The following is a 21,234-nucleotide window of genomic DNA, read 5'->3' on the forward strand; positions in this document are numbered from 1 at the left end:
CTCATGCCTCGCCGCGGGCGCGCTCGCGCAACCGGAGCCAGTTCTTGATGAAGATGTTGGAGAGCGTGTAGGTGATCGCCCAGAGGATGATCAGCAGCGCCGCCGAACGTCCGACATTGGTCGACTGGAAGAAGTTGAGGTAGGCCTCGACTTGGAACACCGTCAGCGTGTCGCCCGGTCCGCCCTGCGTCATCGCGTAGATGATGTCGAACTGCTGGATGGAATCGAGCAGCCGGAACAGGGTGGCCGTCAGGATATAGGGTGTCAGCATCGGCAGCGTGATCCGGAAGAACACGAAGCTGCGTGGGACCCCATCCAGCGCCGCAGCCTCGAAGGGTTGCGTCGGAAGCGAGCGCAGGCCGGCAAGAAGCAGGATCATGATGAAGGGCGTGTAGACCCAGATGTCGACCAGCACGACGGTGAGGAGCGCGGTGTCAGGAGACGAGGCCCAGCGGAAGTCCTGAAGACCGACAAGCGACGCCAGATAGCTGAGGATGCCGAAACCCGGATTGGTCATCAGCTTCCACATCAGTGCGGCGAGCGCCGGCGCGATCATCAGCGGCAGAAGCAGCATGATCGAGATGAAATTGTTCACGGTCGAGCGCCGCTGCAGGAGAAGCGCGATGCCGAGGCCGAGCAGGAGCTCGAGAACGACGGTCAGTCCTGCGTAGAGCAGGGATACCCGAAGCGTGCTCCAGAAGCCGGGATCGGTCAGGAAGTTGATGTAGTTCTCGCCCCAGTTGAACTGGCGCGCCCAGGGCTGGCTCAGGCGATAGCGCTGGAATGAATAGACGACCGACGTGAAGAACGGGACGAGGATGCCGATGCAGACGAGCAGTGCGGGAAGGCTGAGCACATAGGGCAGCGCCCGCCTGCTGATCCGAAATCCGGATGCCTTGTTCTGATAGGTTGCCGGTGAAGCCATGGTGAAGTCCGCTTCATGATTTGGGTGCCGCAGGTGCGCGTTCTCGAACCGCCGGAAATGTCAGGCAGCCTCGTTCGATTGCGGGCACGGTCTTGTGTTTTTCGGTGGGAGCCCGCCTTAAGTGGCGAGCTCCCTCGGATGCATCGCGGCAATCAGCCGAGGCCGGCTTCCTGGAGCTGGCGATTGATGCTGTCGACCAGCATGTCGAGGCCTTCGTCGACCGGCACTTCCTTGGCCACCATCTTCTGCAAGGTCGCCGCCCACTCCGTCGTCACGTCGAAGAAGAGCGGCTGCGCGGTGAACTTGATGCTTGCGCCCGGGGCCGATGCGTTGAACATCTCGACGTATCCCGGGTAGCTCTTGTTCAGACGGTCCGTGAACATCGGGTCTTTCCAGACCGACTGGCGGACCGGGTTCACGAAGTCCATCTTCGTCGCGCCGAAGATCGCGTGCTCGAGGCCCGAAGCCCACTGCATGAAGTACCAGGTGGCGTCCTTGTCCTTCGAGAAGGACGACATGGCGAGCGACCAGATCCAGATGTTCGGCGTCGGTGCGGTGGCTTCCGGATTGGCGGAGAAGGGTGCGAACGCGAGTTGGCCCTTCATCTTGTTCTCGCCGCCGTTCATGAAGTAGCCCAGGATATCGGCATCGAAGATCATCGCCGAAGCACCGGCGCCGAGATCGGCACCGACCTGGTACCAGGTATAGGTCGACCAGTCCTTCGGGCCGCTTTCCTGGATCATCTGCACCCACTTGGCGTGGAAGGCCTTGGATTCGGCCGTCCCCATGGCAGCCGAGAGCTTGCCGTCCTCGGAAACGTTGAGGTCCTTCTGGTTGAAGTTGGCGTAGCCCGACAGGAAGCCCGGATGGATCGTCGCCCAGGAGCGCGAACCGCGCACGCCGATGCCGTAGACACCGCCGCCGACATCCTTGGTGAGCTTGGCCGAGACTTCGACGAGCTCATCGAGGTTTTTCGGCACCGACACGCCGGCCTTCTGGAACATAGCCTGGTTATAGGTGAGGTTGTTCTGTTCGAAGCCCCACGGAATGCACCACTGCTTGGCATCGTCCGAGCCGAGCGCGCCGCCGGGCTGGCCATTCCATGCGCAGGAGTTCTTCACGCCCGGCAGGAAATCGTCCCAGGCATATTGCGGGTTCGTCTTTGCCGGATCGTTGATCCATTCCTTGAGATCGGTGACCCAGCCGGCCGGACCGTAGGTCCAGGTCATGTAGGCACCGGTCATGAAGGCGTCGTACTCGGTGGAGCTTGAAGAAAGAGCGGCTGTCACCTTGTCGAAGTAGACGTCTTCAGGGAACACGTCATAGGTGACTTCGATGCCGGTCAGGTCCTTGAATGTCTGAAGGTTGGCGATCATCGCATCGGCATAGGGATGCTTGTTGAGCAGAAGCTTCAGCTTCTTGCCGGAATGGGCCTTCCAGTCGAAATCGGCGGCGAGCGCCTGCGTCGACATCATATTGTAGAGCATGCCGGCCGAGGCGGCGGTCATGCCCAGCGCGCCGAGCCCTTTCAACAGGCCACGGCGGTCTACCTGTCCGCGCATGAATGCGCTGATGAGGTCTTTCTCTTTCTCATGCATCAGTCTTCTCCTCCATTGCGGGTAGTGCTTGCTTGAATAAGCGCTTCGCCGGCCTACCCCGACCGGTATTCCCTCCCCGCCCGGCGGAAGTCTCCCTCTTCTCGCCCGGCGTTGATTTCTCCTCACCTCATGGCGACACCGCCATAAGTGCCTGTGCGGTCGCCTCGTCCGTTATGAGGCCGCTCAGCAAGCCGCTTGCGAGTACGGCCCGTAAGGCCCTCAGCTTTACCTTGCCGCCAGCCACAGCCACGATCCGCCGCTCGCTTAGCTGGTCACGGGACAGCGTGAACGTGCGGTCCGAGAGCGTCGTCTCGATCGGCGTACCCTGCAGGTCGAAGAAGTGGCCAAGGATTTCGCCGACACCACCTGCCCGCTTCACGTCCTCGATCTCGCCTTTCTCGATCATGCCGGTCGCAACCAGCGATGCCTCCGGCTCGGCGGTACCAATGCCGACCATCAGCAGGTTCGCGCCTGCCGCCAGATCGAAGATTTCCCGCACGCCGCGTTGGTTGAACAGGATGTCGCGGTCCTCGACCGAATTGGCGAAGAATGGAACCGGCATGACATAGGCCTCCGCGCCAGTGCGCTCGGCTAGCCGGTGAATAACGTCGTGGGGGTTGGCGGAAAACTTGCGGGTGAGCCCGCCCAGCAACGAAACGAAGCGAACGTTGCTGGTCACGACACGCGGCAGGTATTCGACGCAGGCGGCGAGCGTACGGCCGTGGCCCATGCCGATCAGCATGTCGTCACTGCGCTCTATCTCGCGCTTCAGGAATTGCGCCCCGGAGATGCCGAGCGCTTTCAGCGGCAGGTCTTCGTCGTCGAAATCGGGGACTACCTCGCAGTAGTCGAGGTCGAACTGCCTGGACAGCGCCTGCTCGAGTTCGACGCACTCGGCGACTTCGCCATCGATGTAAACCTTCACCAGACCTTCCTGGTTGGCCTTGGTGATAAGCCTGTGAGCCTTGAGGGAACTCAGGCCCAGGCGCTTGGCGACCTCGGCCTGCGTCAGGCCGCCGGCATAGTGCAGCCAGGCCGCCCGTGTCGCCATGCTCGAGTCATCGTCTCGCACCAGCCCCAACATGAAATTTCCACCCGACTGATATTTTTTTCATTGTGTGCAAAATTTTTCATAAGAGTCGGAGAATGTCAAGAGCGAGCTACGAGCGGACACACATCCGCAACCTCGCTGCAGCGATCGGCGACAGAACCAAGATGGTTGGAGGAGAGGTAGGAAGGAGGATGCCGCCAAACGCAGAAAGGGGTGCCCGGACGAAGATCCGGACACCCCTTCAAGATATCTGCCGATGGATGCGTGAGGCGCTCAGCGCGCCTTTTCGTCGAGCACCCGGTTTGCCGCAGAGACGATCGCCTCCAGCGAGGCGGTCACGATGTTGGTGTTGATGCCCGCACCGAAGAGCTTGCCGCCCGGATGCTCCATCTCGACATAGGCGATGGCGGCTGCGTTCGAACCGTGCTGCAGCGAATGCTCCGAATAGTCGGCAACGGAAATCGGCACGCCGATGTAGATCGAGAGCGCGTTGATGAAACCGTCGATCGGACCGGTTCCGCGCCCCTCGATGCGCTTCGTCTCGCCCCGGTCGGTGATCTCGGCAGCAACGATGCGAACGCCCTTGTGGTCGGTGTCCGGGTAGGTGTGATGATCCACGAATTTCAAGCGTGCGCCCGGCTGCTCGACGTAGCGTTCGATGAACCGCCCGTGGATTCTCTTCGAAGGGAGCTCGACGCCCTCCTCGTCCGTGATGCGCTGGATATCCTCCCGGAACTCGACCTGCAGGTTGCGGGGCAGGTTGATGCCGTAGTCCTGCTGGAGGATATAGGCGATCCCGCCCTTGCCGGACTGCGAATTGATGCGAATGATCGCCTCATAGGTGCGGCCCACATCCTGCGGATCGATCGGCAGATAGGGAACCTCCCACAACGGCTTGTTGGCCTGCTTGATGGCCTTCATGCCCTTGTTGATCGCGTCCTGGTGCGAACCGGAGAAGGCCGTATAGACCAGTTCCCCGACGTACGGGTGGCGTTCCGGGATCACCATCTCGTTGGAGTATTCATAGACCTCCTTGATGCGCTCGATGTCCGAGCAGTCGAGACCGGGATCGATGCCCTGCGTGTACATGTTGAGCGCCAGCGTCACCACGTCCACGTTGCCCGTGCGCTCGCCATTGCCGAACAGCGTTCCTTCAACGCGGTCCGCTCCGGCCATCAACGCCAGCTCCGTCGCAGCGATGCCGGTGCCCCGGTCGTTGTGCGGATGGAGCGAGATGATGACGTTCTCGCGATTGTCGATGTTGCGGCACATCCATTCGATCTGGTCGGCGTAGATGTTGGGCGTCGCCATCTCGACTGTCGAGGGCAGGTTGAGGATCAGCTTGTTGTCGGCAGTCGGCTTGACGATCTCGACGACCTCGTTGCAGATCTCCAGCGCTACCTCGAGTTCGGTACCGGTAAAGCTTTCCGGCGAATATTCGAAGCGATAGCCGCCGCCCGCCTTTGCCGCCATGTCGGTGATCATCTTGGCGGCATCGGTGGCAATCTGCTTGATGCCGGCGACATCCTTGCCGAACACGACACGGCGCTGCAGCTCGCTCGTGGAATTGTAGAAGTGGATAATCGGCCGGTGTGCGCCTTCCAGGGCCTCGAAGGTCCGGGTGATGAGCTCAGGACGGCACTGCACCAGAACCTGCAGGGAAACGTCGGCGGCGACATTGCCCTCCTCCACGCACCAGCGGGCAAAATCGAAATCGGTCTGGGAAGCCGAGGGGAAGCCGATCTCGATTTCCTTGAAGCCCATGTCCAGCAACAGCTGGAACATGCGCGCCTTGCGGTCGTGGCCCATCGGATTGACGAGTGACTGGTTGCCGTCGCGCAGGTCGACGGAACACCAGACCGGCGCCTTGTCGATCACCTTGCTCGGCCAGGTGCGGTCGGGAATGTTGATTTGCGGATAGGCCTGATACTTCTCGCCGGCGTTCCGCATGCCTTGCTTCGGGCTGTAGGTCTTCACGATCATGAACGTCTCTCTTCGTCTTCCCGGCATTCGCGAATGCGTCATAGCGGATTGCAGATCGCTTGGCGACGGCGAATGGCGACCACGGGGGTCACTTACGGATATCTTCTGATTGGATGATGCGAGGAGCAATTGCCTGACGGGCTTTTCGGCCGCCGGGCGCCCCTCAGCGGACCCGGCAACCGCGCGTAAGGCCGAGAAGAAGAAGCGAGGTGACGGCGCGCGAACGCTCACGCGCGGCAATGCCGCCGCGGGAAATCTGTTCGATGATCTGTGCGCCTGTCTTCAACATGAGCGGGCTTATAGCGGCCAACTGCCGGAAGAGCAAGGGGGAGCGGCGCGAAAGGCACGTTTACGAGCAATCAGGTGTTGCACCGGGTGCAGAAGCACAAGAATTGCGCATACGAGTGGCGTGCCTGACAGACATGGAAAAGCCCTCCCGCCCGTTGGGCGGAAGGGCTTCGATCAGGGCGCATGCAGATATCAGATATCGGCCTGCGACGAGATGATGCGCGAGACGAGGCCGTAGGACTTCGCTTCCTCGGCGGAAAGCCAGTAGTCGCGATCCGTATCCTTCGCGATCTTTTCGATCGGCTGTCCCGTCGCTTCCGAGAAGATCCGGTTCAGGCGCTCGTTCATCTTGAGGATTTCGCGTGCCTGGATCTCGATGTCGGAAGCCATGCCACGCGTGCCGCCGGACGGTTGATGCAGCAGGAAGCGGGTATTCTTCAGGCAAAGGCGGCGCTCCTTCGGAGCCGCCACATAGATCAGCGCGCCTGCGGAAGCCACCCAGCCCGTTCCGATCATCCAGACCTTGGGCTTGATGAACTTGATCATGTCGTGAATGCTGTCGCCGGACTCGACGTGGCCGCCCGGAGAATTGACGAAGATACGGATGTCCTCGTCGCTCGCCGCCGAAAGCGCCACGAGCTGGGAGCACACTTTCTGCGCCAGTTCCTGGGTAATGCCGCCATAGATGAAGATCGAGCGCGACTTGAAAAGGTTCGCCTCGGCTTCCTTGCCAAGAGGCAGTTCGGTTGTCTTGTCTTCCTCGTCGCTCATCAGCAACTCTCCGCCAGATAGAATGAATTGTCTTGCCGCCGTCAGATAGTGCGACTCACTGGCAATGACAATGCAACAAATCGGGCGCAGCGCGAAAGGGGGCGGACCCGCTGTCAACCGGACAAGGTAAACGCGCGCCCCTGGCATGGCACCGGGATGTGGACGTCAAGGGTTCGGACCTACGCATTTCGCGTATGGACATTCGCCGAACGCTCCTCCTAAGATGCCATCCTCATTGACGAAAACGACGGCGCGCCGGCCTCCCACGTGCACGCCTGACAACGGGGACCACATGATCAGACGCTCGCTTCTTTCGCTCGGCATTCTTGCCGCAAGCACCCTTCCCGCTTTTGCGCACCTCAATCCGGAAGAACACGGATCGCTGATGGCAGGGTTCTCCCACCCGCTTTTCGGTCTCGACCACATCCTCGCGATGGTCGCTGTCGGGCTTTGGGCGTCGCAGGTCGGCGGGCGTGCGCTCTGGGCCATTCCCTGCGCCTTCATCGGAACCATGGCCATCGGCTTCGCGCTTGCCCTGGCGGGCGCGCACCTTCCGTTCGTGGAGCCCGCGATCCTCGCCTCGGTCGTGGCGCTGGGACTGCTGGTGGCCATGGCTGTCCGGCTCGACACCGCGCTTGCAGCGGCGGCCGTCAGCGTCTTCGCCCTCTTCCATGGCTTCGCGCACGGCGGTGAACTCGGCAGCGCCGGCGCAATCCAGTTCGGCATAGGCTTCGTCGTTGCGACCGCGCTCCTTCACATCGCCGGCGTCGCGCTCGGCCTTGCCATCCCGCGGATATCCGGCGGAAAGATCTTCGCACGCATTCTGGGCGGGGCGACCGCGCTTGCCGGTCTGGCGCTTGCCTTCGGCTGATTTGCCGAGCCGTGAGGAATTTTAAAGGGCGGCGCCGCAAGGGGCCGCCCTTTTCCGTTCAGCAGGCCTTACCCGCGGCCACGATAAGGCTGCACGCCCTGGTCAGGGAGCCAGACGCCTTCGGGCGGGGCACCGGTCTGCCAGAAGACGTCGATGGGAATTCCCCCTCGCGGATACCAGTAGGCGCCGATCCGCAGCCATTTTGGCTCGAGCAACCCGACCAACCGCTTGGCGATGTCGATTGTGCAATCCTCGTGGAAGGCACCGTGATTACGGAAGGAGTGCAGGTAGAGCTTGAGGGATTTCGACTCGACCAGCCAGCCGTCCGGAACGTAGTCGATGACGATGTGGGCGAAATCGGGCTGGCCGGTCATCGGGCACAGCGAGGTGAATTCAGGGGCAGTGAAGCGCACCACGAATTCTGTCCCCTGGTGGCCGCTTGGCACCCGTTCCAGAACTGCGACCTCCGGCCCGGCCGGAAGTTCGACCTTCTGCCCAAGCTGGGACAGGCCAGACACGTCGGTTGTCGTCATTTCGATATCTCCTCGACTTTCACTTTCACGCCATGTGCCTTCTCCGTCTCCGGCTCCACATGGATCGCGATCTTTGCCCCGGGCTGCACCGCTCTTATGGCATCCTCAAGGCGGTCGCAGATATCGTGGGCGTCGCGAACCGGCATGATGGCGGGAACCACCAGGTGGAAGTCGACGAAGATTGCCTGCCCGGCGCTGCGCGTCTTGAGGTCATGGACGCCGAGAGAGCCGTGAGCGTGCGCGGCGATCGCGGCCTTGATTGCCGCTTCCTCCTCCGGCTCGATCGCATGGTCCATCAGCCCGGAGACCGAATGCGAGATCACCTTCCAGCCCTGATAGAGAATGTTGACGGCGACGAGAACGGCGAGCAGCGGATCGAGGATGGAGTAGCCGGTCAAAAGCGCAAGCACGAGACCGATCAGGACCCCGACCGAGGTAATGACGTCTGAAAGGATGTGTTGTCCGTCTGCGGACAGTGCCGGCGAGCGGTAGAGCCTGCCGGCGCGGATGAGCGTGAAGGCCCATGCCGCGTTGATGACGCTTGCGAGCATGTTGATCGCCATGCCGAGCGCCGGCGCCTCGATCGGACGCGGCGCGAGGACGGCAGGGATCGCCTCCCAGACGATAAGCATCGCCGCGACCGTGATCAGGACGCCCTCGATGACCGCGGAGAAATACTCCGCCTTGTGATGCCCGAACGGGTGGGTCGTATCGGCGGGGCGCGCCGCATAGCGGATCGCAAAGAACGCGACGATCGCCGCAATCACGTTGACGATCGACTCGAGCCCGTCAGAAAGCAGCGCCACCGAGCCCGTGAACTGCCATGCCACGAGCTTCAGGCCCATGACGCCAAGGGCAAGCGGAATGCTCCAGAAGGCCAGCAAACTGACGCGCCGGTTGATATCGCTCGATCCCATTTCCTTGCCCTTGACCTTACCCTTGCAGGTGCGAACGAATTGCAGAATTCGTCGCCCTTAACGCAAAACCGCGCGCACGATGGTCGTGCACGCGGTCTGTTTCGCGGTCATATCGGCCAAAAGAGCCGGCGTGTCAAATGCTCATGCGGCTTTCGTCTTGGCCTTGCGAGAAAGGTGCGCCACGACGTTCTCGATCATGCGCATTCCGGCATCTCCGCCGAGCGTCATGATCGATTCCGGATGGAACTGCACCGCCGCCACCGGCTCCTTCGAATGCTCGATCCCCATGATGGTCCCGTCGTCGCTTTCGGCCGTGATGATGAAGTCGCGCGGGAGCGTCGAGGGATCCGCGAAGATCGAGTGGTAGCGCCCGACGGTCACTTCCTTGCCGAGGCCGGAGAAGACGATGCCGGGCTCCAGAACCCGGATGCGCGATGGCTTGCCGTGCATCGGGATGGCGAGCTGGCGCAGTTCGCCGCCATAGGCCTCGGCCAGGGCCTGGAGACCGAGGCAGACGCCGAAGATCGGCAGGTTGCGGGCACGCGCTTTCTTGATGGTCGCCTTGCAGTCGAAGTCCTTCGGCGAGCCGGGTCCCGGCGAGAGCACGACGAGGTTGGGGTCGACCGTGTCGAAAACCTCTTCGGCGACCGGCGTACGCACGGTCGTGACCGTCGCGCCCGTCTGGCGGAAGTAATTGGCAAGCGTATGGACGAAGCTGTCTTCGTGATCGACCAGCAGGATCTTCACGCCGGCTCCGACAGCAGCGACATCGCGCTTGGTGCGTCCGGCATTGCCGGCCTTGGCGTCTCGTATGGCAGCGATCATGGCGGATGCCTTCAGTTCGGTTTCGGCTTCTTCTTCCTGCGGGTTCGAATCGTAGAGCAGCGTCGCGCCCGCCCTCACCTCGGCAATGCCGTCCTTGATGCGGATCGTGCGCAGGGTGAGGCCCGTGTTCATGTCGCCATTGAAGCCGACCATGCCGATCGCTCCACCATACCAGGCGCGCGGGCTCTTTTCATGCGCTTCGATGAAACGCATGGCCCAGAGTTTGGGCGCACCGGTAACGGTCACGGCCCAGGCGTGGCTGAGAAAACCGTCAAAGGCGTCCATGTCGTCACGCAGACGGCCTTCGATATGGTCGACCGTATGGATCAGGCGGGAATACATCTCGATCTGCCGGCGGCCGATGACCTTCACCGAGCCCGGCTCGCAGACCCGGCTCTTGTCGTTTCGGTCGACGTCCGAGCACATGGTCAGCTCGCTCTCGTCCTTCTTGGAATTGAGCAGCTTGAGGATCTGTTCGCTGTCGGCAATCGGATCGTCGCCGCGCTTGATCGTACCCGAGATCGGGCAGGTCTCGATACGCCGCCCTGAGACCCTCACGAACATTTCCGGTGAGGCGCCGACGAGATATTCCTGATTGCCCAGATTGATGAAGAACGAATAGGGCGACGGATTGATCGCCTTCAGGCGGTTCGAGATCTGCGAAGGCTTGCTGTCGCAGCGCTCGAAGAACTTCTGCCCGGGCACGACCTCGAACAGGTCGCCGCGCCGGAAGCTTTCCTTCGCCTTGACGACCAGCTCGGCATATTCGCCGGGTCGGTGATCGCCATGTGGCGGAATGGAATCGATCGTGCGGAATGGCTCGGGGGTGATGTCCGAAGCCTTGCCTTCTGTCGTCCTGCCATCCCTGGTGAAGTCGTAATGGTCGATCCAGGCCTTGGCCGCATAGTGGTCGACGACAAGGATTTCGTCAGGGAGAAAGAGGACCATGTCGCGCTGGTCGTCCGGACGCTTCAGCTTGAGCTCGATGGCGTCGAACTGGAAGGCGAGATCGTAACCGAAGGCGCCGTAGAGGCCGAGGCTGGCGTCCTCGTCCGAATGGAAGAGATCGGTGACGGCGCGAAGCACGGTGAAAACCGTCGGCATCTTCGAGCGCTCTTCTTCCATGAAGATGCGGTCTGGAACGTTGACGGTGAGGTCGAGACGGGTGGCCGTGGACGTGCCGAGAGTGAGTTCGGCAACGGAGGCGAGCCGCTCCGCGATGAAGGAGAGCAGAACCTCGCCACGGGCATTGTAGGCTTCGATCCAGACGGAACGGCCAAAGGACGAGATGGCGAGCGGCGGGTCGACCACAGCCGTATCCCAGCGGGTGTAGCGGCCAGGATACTCGTAGTTCGAGGAGAAGACCGCGCCGCGCCGCTCGTCGAGACGATCGACATATCCCGCGATCGCGTTCGCATAGTCCGCCTCACGCCTGCGCCGGGTGACGGTGATGCCGCCCCGCGTCACATAGGCCTCGGCACCATCCGCCAGTTCTTTCGTCACCATGTCGCTCACTCCGTTCGAAGCCCGTCTTCTGGCGGCCCGAAAAGAAAAAGCCGCCTCGAAGATTTCGGGCGGCTTGTGCTCTCAATCACGCATGACTGGTCAAGGCCGCCTCAGCGAGCCCACCACCAGATCGAAATTTCACGCACGTTGATCATGGACGCGATTGTTAGCGTGATCCGTGGACGAACGCAAGACGGGATCGCCGCAGATGCAGGGCCTCCAACATGCCTGCCACATAGTCCAATTTCCGCTTTAGGTATTTCGCAACCAAAACCGAAAGAAGCGCGGATTAATCTCGATTCCCGAGAATTCGCTACTCCACCCCCTTTGCAGCAGTTTACGTAACATGATAGATGCTCAGAAAAATGCCTCCATAAGATTTTAGGGTCTTTCATGGTTGAAGCCTTAGTCAACCAATTCCGCGAACTCCAGGACAGGCTCCTGGAACAGAACGAGCGCTACGACACGCCGGAATTCCGTGCCTTGGACGCACGGATTACGGATGTCTTTGAATCCATTTATCGTTACTCGCCTGCCAGCGTTGCCGAAGGCGAGGCGATGATCGGATTGTTCCTCGACATGATCTCGCAGACCAGCGAGGCGGAGAACAGCCGCCTGATCGCTCGCGTCCGCAGGCTGACCTCGGAAGTCGTGGCGCTCGCGCAGAAACAATCCGTGCCCCTCTGCTACGGCGCCGGGATCTGAGCATCCTCGAATAATTCGGCGAACAAACTTTCCTCACGTGCGTTCTGTACTCTCGACCTGGTCTTGCAGGAGAGGAGCGCGACAATCCTGAGGAGAGCGATGGCAGCCATTGCGGCCTTGATGTTCCTTTCCGGTGCCTCCTTGCCGGAGGTTGGGCCGTTGCCCGAGACAAAGCCCTCTCAAGACACCGGCGATACATCAGGCTCGAAGCCTGAAGGAAACTCCGAGGAGACCAAGGGTCCGGTTGGTAGCGACGTTCAAGGCAAGAACCTGCCGGCCGCCAAGGAGGCCTCCCCTCCCGGAGAAACCGAGGGCGACAAGCCGACGGAGATCCCGGTGCCATCCGAAAAGGAGGAACCCGCTCCGCCCGTCGAAAAGGAAGATGCCGCGGCTTTCGCCAGATGTGTGGCAGACCTCAAATCCCTGGGCGCGACATTCAAGGAAACTTCGCGCATCGATGATGGCAACGGTTGCGGGATCGACCGGCCCGTTTCCGTGAGCGCGCTTGGAGGCGGTGTCGACCTGCGCCCCGAGGGGGTGGTGCGGTGCGAGACGGCACTCGCACTCGCGCGATGGACAAAGGAAGCGGTCATTCCGGCACTCGGCACAGCAATGCCAGGCGAGAAGCTCACCACCCTGAACCAGGCGTCCGGCTATGTCTGCCGCAAGAGAAACAACGCGGAGAACGGCAAGATATCCGAGCACGCCCGCGGCAATGCCGTGGACATAGCAGGTCTTCGTCTTGGGAGCGGCAAGACGTTCTCGATCGCTCCGCGCGACAAGGATTCCACGCTGGAGGGGGCATTCCAGCGGGCGATAACCGCCTCGGCCTGCCTCTATTTCACGACCGTGCTGGATCCCGGCAGCGACGCGGCCCACGAGACCCACCTTCATCTCGACGTCATCCACCGCACGAACGGCTACCGCTACTGCTGGTAAATAAACTCCCTCCCCGACCGTTGGGCGGAGACGTCATTTCCGTCACCGGCGACCTCAAATGCGCGACGTCCACCACCTATCTGTACAGCACGCGCCGGCACTGCGGCGTCCCACAGCAAGGATTTCTCCTCATGCCTCTCACGATGTACAAACTCTCCGTTCCCGTCTTTCTGCGCGGTCTGACCGTGCTCTCCACACTGGTCGAGAAGGCTGAAACGCATGCACAGGCCCGCAACATCGCTCCCGAGGTGCTCATCAATGCGCGCCTCTATCCTGACATGCTACCATTCTCGGCCCAGATACAGCGTGTCAGCGATACGTCGAAGAACGCGATCGGCAGATTGACCGGCACAACCCCGCCAAGTTTCCCCGACGAGGAAAAGACATTCGCCGAGCTGAAGGAGCGGATCTCGAACACCATCTCCTACCTTCAGACGGTGAGCGAAGCGGATCTCGACGGTACGGACACGCGCCAGCTGACGCTGAACGTCGGCAAGCTGAAGGTGGATTTCACCGGCGAGGACTATCTGCTGAAGTTCGCCCTGCCCAACTTCTTCTTTCACGTGGCGACCGCCCACGACATCCTGCGCCACAATGGCGTGGAGGTCGGCAAGCGCGACTATCTTGGCCCCTACGACTGACGAGGCATGCCCGGCGAAGGCCAGGCCTGCCCTCGCCGCTCCTCAAGTGCGAAAGCAAATGGAAACGGCGCCCCTCGGGCGCCGCCACCACGAGATGGAACTCCGCTCTCAGAAACTCTGCGTAACCGAGATCTTGAAGTAGCGCCCCGCCTCCGAATAGAGCTGGGAGGCATTGGTGACGTCCTTCACCTCGAGAGCATCGAAGTAGGTCTTGTCGAAGAGATTGTAGACGCCTGCCTGGATCCGCAATCCCTCCGTCTGCTCGGGCTCCCACCAGCCGGTGAGGTTGACGATCCCGTAGCCTCCCGGGCGGGTGCTTGCCGTGGAATCCTCATCCACCGCCGCTGCGGCAACGAGGCTGACATCGGTTCCCCAGGTCTCGGTCTCGTATCCTGCCCCGACGACTGCCTTGAGTGGCGCTACGGAGGCGAGGATCTCGTCGGTGTCGAGGTCGACGCCATAGGCATAGGCGACGGAACCGTGCACGTTGAAGCCGTTCGAGAACTTCTTGTGACCCCTCGCCTCGAAACCGGAAATGCGGACGTTTGCGCGGTTGAAGAACTCGTAGCTGCCGATCATATAGCCGGTTTCTGCGACCACCTCGGTATCGATGAAGTTCTTGTAACGCGTCGTGAAGGCCGCCAGGCGGCCACCAAAGTCCTCGTCACCGAGATTCGCGCCGACCTCGAACCCGTAGCTGGTCTCGGCCTCGAGATCCGGATTTCCGATCTGTCTGTAGTAAGGAGCGTTGTCGTAGGTCGAGTAGAGTTGCGACACGTTCGGCGCCTTGAAGCCGGTGGCGAACTGGGCAAACAGCTCGACATCGGGACGCGCCTGCCATGCCGCACGCAGTTTCGGCGATAGCGCCATGTCGGTCTGCCCATCGGGAAGGCCCGCATAGCCGCCATTGTTCCGGTAGCTTTCGGTTTCCTGCGGCGTGTAGTCGTACCAGTCGAAGCGCAGGCCGGGCGTCAGCGAGAAGCCGCTCTGGCCGATCTCGATCCTGTCTTCAAAGAAGACGCCCACCCTTTTTGCGTCCGTCTCCGGCATGTCCGCCTGGTTGTTGTGGTAGAAGGCGCAGCTGTAGACATAGGTCACGTCGCAGCTGTCGTCGCCGGATGCGAACTGTGTCGTGGTGGATAGCGACAGATCGGTCCCGACCGTCAGCTGGTGGGCCAGAACTCCCGTCGAGAAGGAGCTGTTGGCAAAGCCTGAGAAGCCGATCGAGCGATCTTCGCCCGTGTTGATACGCGTGTAGTCACCGATCGGCGCGGTATTACGATAGCCGGTCGTCCCCTCGATGCGCTCGGTCTTCTGCCAGTAGAGCGTGGCAAAGGCGGAATCGATCAGGCTGTCTTCGGCGATCGCCTCGTAGCGATAGTCGAGCGAGACGCGATCGCGCGTGTTCTCGGAAATGCCGTCATAGTCGTCCTCGGCATAGGTCGTCCCCTGCTGGGACTTCAGGTTCGTGGTCGAGTCGAAATTGTAGTGTTCGGCGGTCACGCCGATCTGGTGTCCGCCTTCAAGGTCCTGGCGAACCTTGAAGAGAAGGTTCCTCCGGTCATAGTCCTCCGGATCGGCCTCGGTGCGCGTCGCCCCGTATCCGCCAACGTCTCCGCCGGTCTCCCGTTCGTGGCCCTTCTTGTAGCTGCCCTGGAAAAGAACGGAGGTGTCGTCGAACTTCTTCGCGATTGCTACCGAACCGCCCAACGAATTGTCTGATCCGTCGAAACCGGTCTTGGCGATGCCGCCGAAGGTCTTGCCCTCGCCGATCAGGTCTTCCGGTTCAAGAGTCCGCAGCAGCACGGCGCCGCCGAGCGCACCCGATCCGGCCCGGCTGGAATCGGCTCCGCGCAGGATGTCGACGCTCGAAAGCGACGCGAAATCGAAACTGTTGGCACCGCCATAGGCGGATCTGACTGAATCCGAAATGTAGGGAATCGGGATACCATCGATCGTCGTGAGCACGCGATCGTTCTCGAGGCCGCGAATGTTGACGCTTTGTGTCGCCTCCACGAAGCTGACGCCCGGCTCGATCGTGTTGCCGAGGTCATCGAGGTCGTCGATGTCCTTCTTGGCGATTTCCTCCTTCGTCGTCTGCGTGGCGAGTGGTGTGTCCGCGACCGATCCTTTCACGACGCGCATGCCCTTGACGACAACAGGTTGAAGTTGCGTTTCGCCGCTTGTTGCGGCGGTCGTGCTCGTGGTCGCATCCTGGGACCAGGCATAGGGGGCTGACGTGACGGCGACGAGTGCGGTGCATGTGAAAAGAAGCGGTCGAAAATGCCGGGCGACCATGAAAAATACGTCCTTTCAACGGCATAGCTCGAGCACTCCCTGAATCAGGGTGCGCGGAGCAAGGCCGGTCTAGATGGAGATAAAAGTCGGGGCGAAGCGATGAATCGCCTCAGTCATGTCACCTATAAAACATGAGTTTTATAATCAAGAATATAAATATGATTATTTTACTCATATTATTTCTGAACGTTTCCGGGCCGTCCCGGACAGTGTGATCCGTGCGCGGGTAACACCGGGAAGACGCGCGAAAAACGTCAGCGAGGCGTCGCTGCGACAAGACGCGCAGCGAGCCTTCGGGTTTGCTCTCTAATATCTCGAAGGTCGCTATCCCGGAGCCGATGGGGCTTTCCGGGGGGACGGGATGCTAGAAGAGCCCCTCGATCTGGCCATGCTCGTTGAGGTGAATCCGTTCCGAAGACGGCACCCTCGGCAGGCCCGGCATGGTCATGATCTCTCCGGTGATGACGACGACGAAGCCGGCACCGGCAGATAGGCGGACTTCACGGATGGGAACGGTGTGCCCTGTCGGCGCGCCGCGGAGGTTCGGATCCGTCGAAAACGAGTACTGCGTCTTCGCCATGCAGATCGGCAGATGGCCGAATCCCTGGCTCTCCCAGGCATGCAACTGGTCGCGCACCGCCTTGTCGGCGATCACCTCGCCCGCATGATAGATGTCCTTGGCGATTGTCTCGATCTTGTGGAACAGCGGCATGTCGTCGGGATAGAGCGGCGAGAACTGCGAGTGCCCTGACCCGGCGAGTTCCACCACGTGATGGGCAAGCTCCTCGATGCCTGCGGAGCCTTCGGCCCAATGGGTGCAGAGAATGGCCTCGGCACCAAGCGTATGGACATAATCCTTCACCGCCTGGATTTCGGCTTCCGTATCCGTCGCGAAGTGGTTGATCGCCACCGCCACCGGCACGCCGAATTTCTTGACGTTCTGCACGTGCCGGCCGAGGTTCGCGCACCCCTTCCTGAGGGCCGCGACATCTTCGGCGCCGAGATCCTCCTTCTTCATGCCCCCGTTCATCTTCATCGCCCGCACGGTCGCGACGATAACGGCTGCATCAGGTTTCAGGCCGGCCTTGCGACACTTTATGTCGAAGAACTTTTCCGCACCCAGATCGGCCCCGAAACCGGCCTCCGTCACCACGTAGTCCGCCAGCTTCAGCGCCGTCGTCGTGGCAATGACCGAATTGCAGCCATGCGCGATGTTGGCGAACGGCCCGCCGTGCACGAACGCCGGATTGTTCTCGAGGGTCTGCACGAGATTTGGCTGCATGGCGTCCTTCAGCAGGACCGTCATTGCGCCGTCGGCCTTGATGTCGCGGGCGAAGACCGGCGTCTTGTCGCGTCGGTAGCCGATGATGATCGAGCCGAGGCGCGTCTCGAGATCCTTGAGATTGGACGACAGACACAGGATCGCCATCACCTCCGAGGCGACGGTTATGTCGAAGCCGGTTTCACGCGGATAGCCGTTGGCGAGACCGCCAAGCGAGCAGACGATGTCGCGCAGAGCACGGTCGTTCATGTCCATGACCCGGCGCCATGTGATCCGCCGCGTGTCGATGTTCTGTTCGTTGCCCCAGTAGATGTGATTGTCGATGAGCGCCGCAAGCAGGTTGTGGGCCGAGGTGATCGCGTGGAAGTCGCCGGTGAAATGCAGGTTCATCTCTTCCATCGGGACGATCTGCGCCCGGCCGCCCCCGGCAGCGCCGCCCTTGACGCCGAAGCAGGGGCCGAGCGACGCCTCGCGGATGCAAACGACGGCCTTCTTCCCGATGCGGTTCAGCCCGTCGACCAGGCCGACCGTCGTCGTCGTCTTCCCCTCTCCCGCCGGAGTCGGGTTGATTGCCGTGACGAGGATGAGCTTGCCGTCCTTGCGGCCCTTCTGCGCCTCGATGAATGCCGCGCCGATCTTGGCCTTGTCATGGCCGTAGGGAATCAAGTGCTCGGGCGGAATGCCGAGCTTCTCCCCTATTTCGTATATGGGCCTCTTGGACGCGGAACGCGCGATTTCGAGATCCGACCTGTTTGCATCCATGCTTGCTCTCCCCTGCATCCCTTAAGCGCACCGCGACGATCGACCGGCAATTGTTGGAGTGTCCGCTTTTGCTATCCCGCACTTTGTCGCCGACTGGACCGAAAGCGACAACTTCCGACGCATGCACAGCGTCGTCAACACACCATATCGGGCGAGGAAGGAAGTTCGACGTGCGTTTCGCCGGCAATCTTGTCATAGTCCGAAACTCCAGGAAACATGCAGATCGGCACTCCACGCATGAAGGAACTCGACCGTCTCGACCGCAAGATTCTCCGTGCCCTCCAGAAGGAGGGACGGCTGACGAATATAGAACTCGCGGAAAAGGTAAACCTGTCCCAGACGGCCACCGCCGAGCGCGTAAAACGCCTGACGCGCGACGGCTACATCACAGGCTACATGGCCGTGCTCTCGCCGGAGCGGCTGGGGCGCGGCCTGCTCGTTTTCATCCAGGTGAAGCTTGACCGCACGACGCCCGACGTCTTCGACGCCTTTGCAGCCGCCGTCCAGCGCAGCGACGACGTGATGGAGTGCCACATGGTCTCGGGCGGTTTCGACTATCTCGTCAAGGCTCGTGTGGCCGGCATGGCTGCCTACCGCAATTTCCTGTCCGACGTCATCCTGCCCCTTCCGGGCGTGCGCGAGACGCACACCTATGCGGTCATGGAAGAGGTCAAGAGCACGGGTTTCCTTCCGGTGTAGACGCGGGGACGAACAGGCACGCGCACCCGGCCGGCCAAACGGAAGCATTCGCGCTTCCCGTCGAGCGGCACCACGTTCCTGTCCACCATTTGCCGCCCGCTATCGCGCCAGGACATCCCGCATTTCGACGAGGTTCGAACGAACCCTCAGAATGTAGAAGCCCATGGTCGCAAGATGCGTCGGCATGATCCAGCCGTCCTCGCGACCGTTGGAAATGATGGCGGGCTGGATCTTGAGGGCAGAGCGAAGCTGCTTGATGCTCTCGTTCCAGAGCGGCTCGATGCCGCGTGACTTGATCACCGCATCGAAGTCCGCACCCGCTGCAGACAGGATGCCGTAGTAGCCGTAGAGCTGGCCGTAGGCGAACCAGAAGCGGTCGTCCGCGCGGGTATCGAACCAACCGCCATTGTGGAACTCCGAACGCTCACGGATCACCGCCGACGTACTGCCGATGTCGTTCGCAATCCGGTCGAGGAACTCGATCAGGTTATCGGAGCGGCCGTCGAAGATCGCATCGCACTTCACGAGCGAATCATTGAACTTGCGCAAGTCACGCATGGCAGCGCGATAGAAGCTCGGCGTCGGCGTCTTCGGACCAAACGGATTGAGCCCGAAATACCAGGTTTCCTCGTCGAACTGGATGTTGCCGCGCGCGCTCTGCAGTTCCGCATTGATTCCGGAGGTGCCGCGGACCCGCCCGAGCGAGTCGACGAGTTCGACTGCCGTGCGGCGCACCGCCTGGTTGATGCCACGCTGGAACGATGCCTTGTTGTCGAGCCAGGGTGTATGATCCCAGTCCATTCCGAAAAGGCCGAGCTTGTAGAGAAGCATGGAGGAAATCCACGCGTTCTGATTGACGTTGTAGTCGATCAGGTCTGCTGCGACATCAACGATCGCCGAGCGCACGCATGTCTTCGGCGCCGGTTCGGCTGCCTCGCCGCCGGCCGTAGCCTGGGTCCCGGCTTGTGCCGCGGCGTCTATCCCGGCATCACGCTTTCGTTCGCCGAAATTGTAGGCGTTGACATAGTCCGGGTTGAAGTTGGTCCAGACCTGCGTCTGCCAGACGAAGTAGCCGTAGTAGGCCACAAGTGCGATCACGAAGAGGCCGAGCGGTCCCTTGATGATCCAGTTTCGAGCCCGATACCAGTTCGCAATGGCCACGAAGGGCCAGAGGATCCAGGAGATTATCAGGCCGATGCCCCGGCCGATCGCCGCAAAGACACGCTGGAAAAAGGCGACGATCGGGTCAAGCATTGTTATCGTCCTCTCGTATTCCGTAAAGTTTGCGGCGGAACGCCGCCTTGTCCTGCAAATATGATCGCGTGAGCGTCGCGACAACATACTCGCGGAAGTTTTCGCTGAAATCTTCGTAGGATGCGTAGAATCCCTGCTTGTCGAATACGAAGCGGGACACGAAGTCGTAGGGCGTCATCTGCGCGATCAGTCGGTTGACCAGCCATTGATCGGGATGGTCCGGTGTCGCGCGCACCAGCAGGAAACGGTAGTGCGGAGGCACATCCGACAACCTGATCCCGCCCGTCGCGGCTATCGTGCGCATCGCGTCCTGAAGAAACGGATAGGTCCCCTCGTTTGCCACCAGGGCGGCATTGCGATGCAGCCAGGTCTGGATACAGATGCGATCCACTTTCGACATGTCCACCGTCGGATCGACCGCGTTGATCAACCCCGTGACGATCATGCTGGCGCGATGCGCCAGCAGGCCGGAGCTTTCGACCCAGGAGGCGCGCGGCAATTCCACCCGCCCGGTTGTCAGAAGAAACTCGAAGATACGCTGATAGTCATCGAGTGAGATATAGCTCACCTGCCACGGCCGCGAGCGGCGGAAGCCGGGCACCGAAGGATTGCACACAACCGTGGTGGACCGGTCGTCCAGGAAGACGTAGACGCCGCCGAAATGATTGGCCCAGAAGGCGTCATGGCGGAAGACCAGCTTGTCCGGCACGAGGGCATTCTGCCGTATGTCACCGGTCTGCTTTGCAAGTTCCACCATGCGGTTCAGCATGGCGTCGTCCTGCCAGGCGTTCGGAACGCTCTTCAGGCGATCTACCAGGGTTCTCAGTTCTCCGGCCTTGTCGAGCAGGTCCTCGGCCGAAAGCACCCTGAAATGCACCTCGTTGATTGAGAGCAAGTCGTCGATATCCTCCACGACCGAAACCGAGTCCTCTATCTCGCCATAGAGCGCGTCGCGAATGGTGATCGCGTTGATCGCCCTCGCATTGGCATTGAAGAACTCGTGCATCAACGCCGCGGTATTCGAGAAGCTGGTGTGGACGACCGGCAGCTCTCTCTGATCGGGCGTCATGATGATGAAGCGGCGATTGACGCGGTTCGGATCGAGATAGTCGCGGTCGCCGAGTTCTTCCGCCACCTCGGGCGAAAAGCCTGTCATGTCGATGCGGAATTCTTGAAGGTTTGTGCGCGGCAGGCCGAATCCATCGAGCGCCTTGTTGTAGCGCTCGACGAGATGGGGCTCCGAGATCTCCAGCAGACGCCCGTATATGAGTTCGGCTTCAAGGAGACGCTTCATGGTTCAAGGTTCATCCGTCGCAGGCAGAAAGACGAAATCGAAAAGGCCCGCCCGCTCGACCAACTGACCGTTGCAGACCGAAGGGACTGTTT

General features: G+C 61.2%; 18 protein-coding genes. 5 read left to right on the plus strand and 13 right to left on the minus strand.

Features of this window, described 5'->3' with window-relative positions:
* Position 1 precedes the first annotated feature (1 nt).
* The 6 genes from F3Y30_RS18630 to F3Y30_RS18650 form a co-directional block, all read right to left on the minus strand.
* A complete protein-coding gene (locus F3Y30_RS18630) occupies positions 2-925 on the minus strand; it encodes a sugar ABC transporter permease (protein ID WP_203424169.1) in 924 nt (307 codons plus the stop codon).
* A gap of 152 nt (positions 926-1,077) precedes the next feature.
* Entirely contained in the window at positions 1,078-2,523 is a 1,446-nt protein-coding gene (locus F3Y30_RS18635; RefSeq protein WP_203424170.1) for an extracellular solute-binding protein, read from the minus strand.
* Between the two features lie 127 nt (positions 2,524-2,650).
* Entirely contained in the window at positions 2,651-3,607 is a 957-nt protein-coding gene (locus F3Y30_RS18640; RefSeq protein WP_203424171.1) for a sugar-binding transcriptional regulator, read from the minus strand.
* A gap of 240 nt (positions 3,608-3,847) precedes the next feature.
* On the minus strand, positions 3,848-5,557 hold the full coding sequence (gene leuA, locus F3Y30_RS18645) for a 2-isopropylmalate synthase (protein WP_203424172.1): 1,710 nt from the start codon (positions 5,555-5,557) through the stop codon (positions 3,848-3,850).
* 163 nt (positions 5,558-5,720) lie between these two features.
* Complete coding sequence (locus F3Y30_RS26640; protein WP_281435399.1) at positions 5,721-5,846, minus strand: hypothetical protein; 126 nt, start codon at positions 5,844-5,846, stop codon at positions 5,721-5,723.
* A gap of 191 nt (positions 5,847-6,037) precedes the next feature.
* Positions 6,038-6,616 carry an ATP-dependent Clp protease proteolytic subunit gene (locus F3Y30_RS18650; RefSeq protein WP_203424173.1) on the minus strand — a complete coding sequence of 193 codons (579 nt, stop codon included), beginning with the start codon at positions 6,614-6,616 and terminating at the stop codon, positions 6,038-6,040.
* A gap of 292 nt (positions 6,617-6,908) precedes the next feature.
* On the opposite strand from F3Y30_RS18650, the gene F3Y30_RS18655 reads away from it, so the two are divergent.
* Entirely contained in the window at positions 6,909-7,487 is a 579-nt protein-coding gene (locus F3Y30_RS18655; protein ID WP_203424174.1) for a HupE/UreJ family protein, read from the plus strand.
* Between the two features lie 68 nt (positions 7,488-7,555).
* Here F3Y30_RS18655 and queF read toward each other — a convergent pair whose 3' ends face one another.
* The 3 genes from queF to F3Y30_RS18670 all read right to left on the minus strand — a co-directional run bounded on the left by queF (position 7,556) and on the right by F3Y30_RS18670 (position 11,268).
* Positions 7,556-8,020 (minus strand): preQ(1) synthase, encoded by a 465-nt coding sequence (gene queF / locus F3Y30_RS18660; RefSeq protein ID WP_203424175.1) that lies wholly within the window; start codon positions 8,018-8,020, stop codon positions 7,556-7,558.
* The gene (locus F3Y30_RS18665) at positions 8,017-8,937 is read right to left on the minus strand and encodes a cation diffusion facilitator family transporter (RefSeq protein ID WP_203424176.1); all 921 of its coding nucleotides are present in this window, start codon (positions 8,935-8,937) and stop codon (positions 8,017-8,019) included. The genes queF and F3Y30_RS18665 overlap by 4 nt, the downstream gene beginning before the upstream one ends.
* A 141-nt stretch (positions 8,938-9,078) precedes the next feature.
* On the minus strand, positions 9,079-11,268 hold the full coding sequence (locus tag F3Y30_RS18670; RefSeq protein WP_203424177.1) for an anthranilate synthase: 2,190 nt from the start codon (positions 11,266-11,268) through the stop codon (positions 9,079-9,081).
* A 393-nt stretch (positions 11,269-11,661) separates the two neighbouring features.
* On the opposite strand from F3Y30_RS18670, the gene F3Y30_RS18675 reads away from it, so the two are divergent.
* The 3 genes from F3Y30_RS18675 (at position 11,662) to F3Y30_RS18685 (ending at position 13,553) form a co-directional block, all read left to right on the plus strand.
* The gene (locus F3Y30_RS18675; protein ID WP_203424178.1) at positions 11,662-11,973 is read left to right on the plus strand and encodes a hypothetical protein; all 312 of its coding nucleotides are present in this window, start codon (positions 11,662-11,664) and stop codon (positions 11,971-11,973) included.
* Positions 11,974-12,072: 99 nt separating this feature from the next.
* The gene (locus F3Y30_RS18680; RefSeq protein ID WP_203424179.1) at positions 12,073-12,912 is read left to right on the plus strand and encodes an extensin family protein; all 840 of its coding nucleotides are present in this window, start codon (positions 12,073-12,075) and stop codon (positions 12,910-12,912) included.
* Positions 12,913-13,043: 131 nt separating this feature from the next.
* Positions 13,044-13,553: a DUF1993 domain-containing protein gene (locus F3Y30_RS18685; RefSeq protein ID WP_203424180.1), complete on the plus strand. Its 510-nt coding sequence runs from the start codon at positions 13,044-13,046 to the stop codon at positions 13,551-13,553.
* Between the two features lie 108 nt (positions 13,554-13,661).
* Here F3Y30_RS18685 and F3Y30_RS18690 read toward each other — a convergent pair whose 3' ends face one another.
* Entirely contained in the window at positions 13,662-15,851 is a 2,190-nt protein-coding gene (locus tag F3Y30_RS18690; RefSeq protein WP_203424181.1) for a TonB-dependent hemoglobin/transferrin/lactoferrin family receptor, read from the minus strand.
* A gap of 364 nt (positions 15,852-16,215) precedes the next feature.
* Complete coding sequence (locus F3Y30_RS18695; protein ID WP_203424182.1) at positions 16,216-17,895, minus strand: formate--tetrahydrofolate ligase; 1,680 nt, start codon at positions 17,893-17,895, stop codon at positions 16,216-16,218.
* A gap of 237 nt (positions 17,896-18,132) precedes the next feature.
* Between F3Y30_RS18695 and F3Y30_RS18700 the strand changes: the two genes are divergently transcribed.
* Positions 18,133-18,594, plus strand: coding sequence for an Lrp/AsnC ligand binding domain-containing protein (locus F3Y30_RS18700; RefSeq protein WP_203426680.1), 462 nt, complete (start codon positions 18,133-18,135; stop codon positions 18,592-18,594).
* Between the two features lie 99 nt (positions 18,595-18,693).
* Here the strand turns inward: F3Y30_RS18700 and F3Y30_RS18705 are convergent, their stop codons facing one another.
* Both F3Y30_RS18705 and F3Y30_RS18710 read right to left on the minus strand, forming a co-directional pair.
* Positions 18,694-19,848, minus strand: coding sequence for a DUF2333 family protein (locus F3Y30_RS18705; protein ID WP_203424183.1), 1,155 nt, complete (start codon positions 19,846-19,848; stop codon positions 18,694-18,696).
* Positions 19,841-21,142 (minus strand): DUF6638 family protein, encoded by a 1,302-nt coding sequence (locus F3Y30_RS18710; protein WP_203424184.1) that lies wholly within the window; start codon positions 21,140-21,142, stop codon positions 19,841-19,843. The genes F3Y30_RS18705 and F3Y30_RS18710 overlap by 8 nt, the downstream gene beginning before the upstream one ends.
* Between the last annotated feature and the right edge of the window lie 92 nt (positions 21,143-21,234).

This window comes from Sinorhizobium sp. BG8, assembly GCF_016864555.1.
GTDB lineage: Bacteria > Pseudomonadota > Alphaproteobacteria > Rhizobiales > Rhizobiaceae > BG8.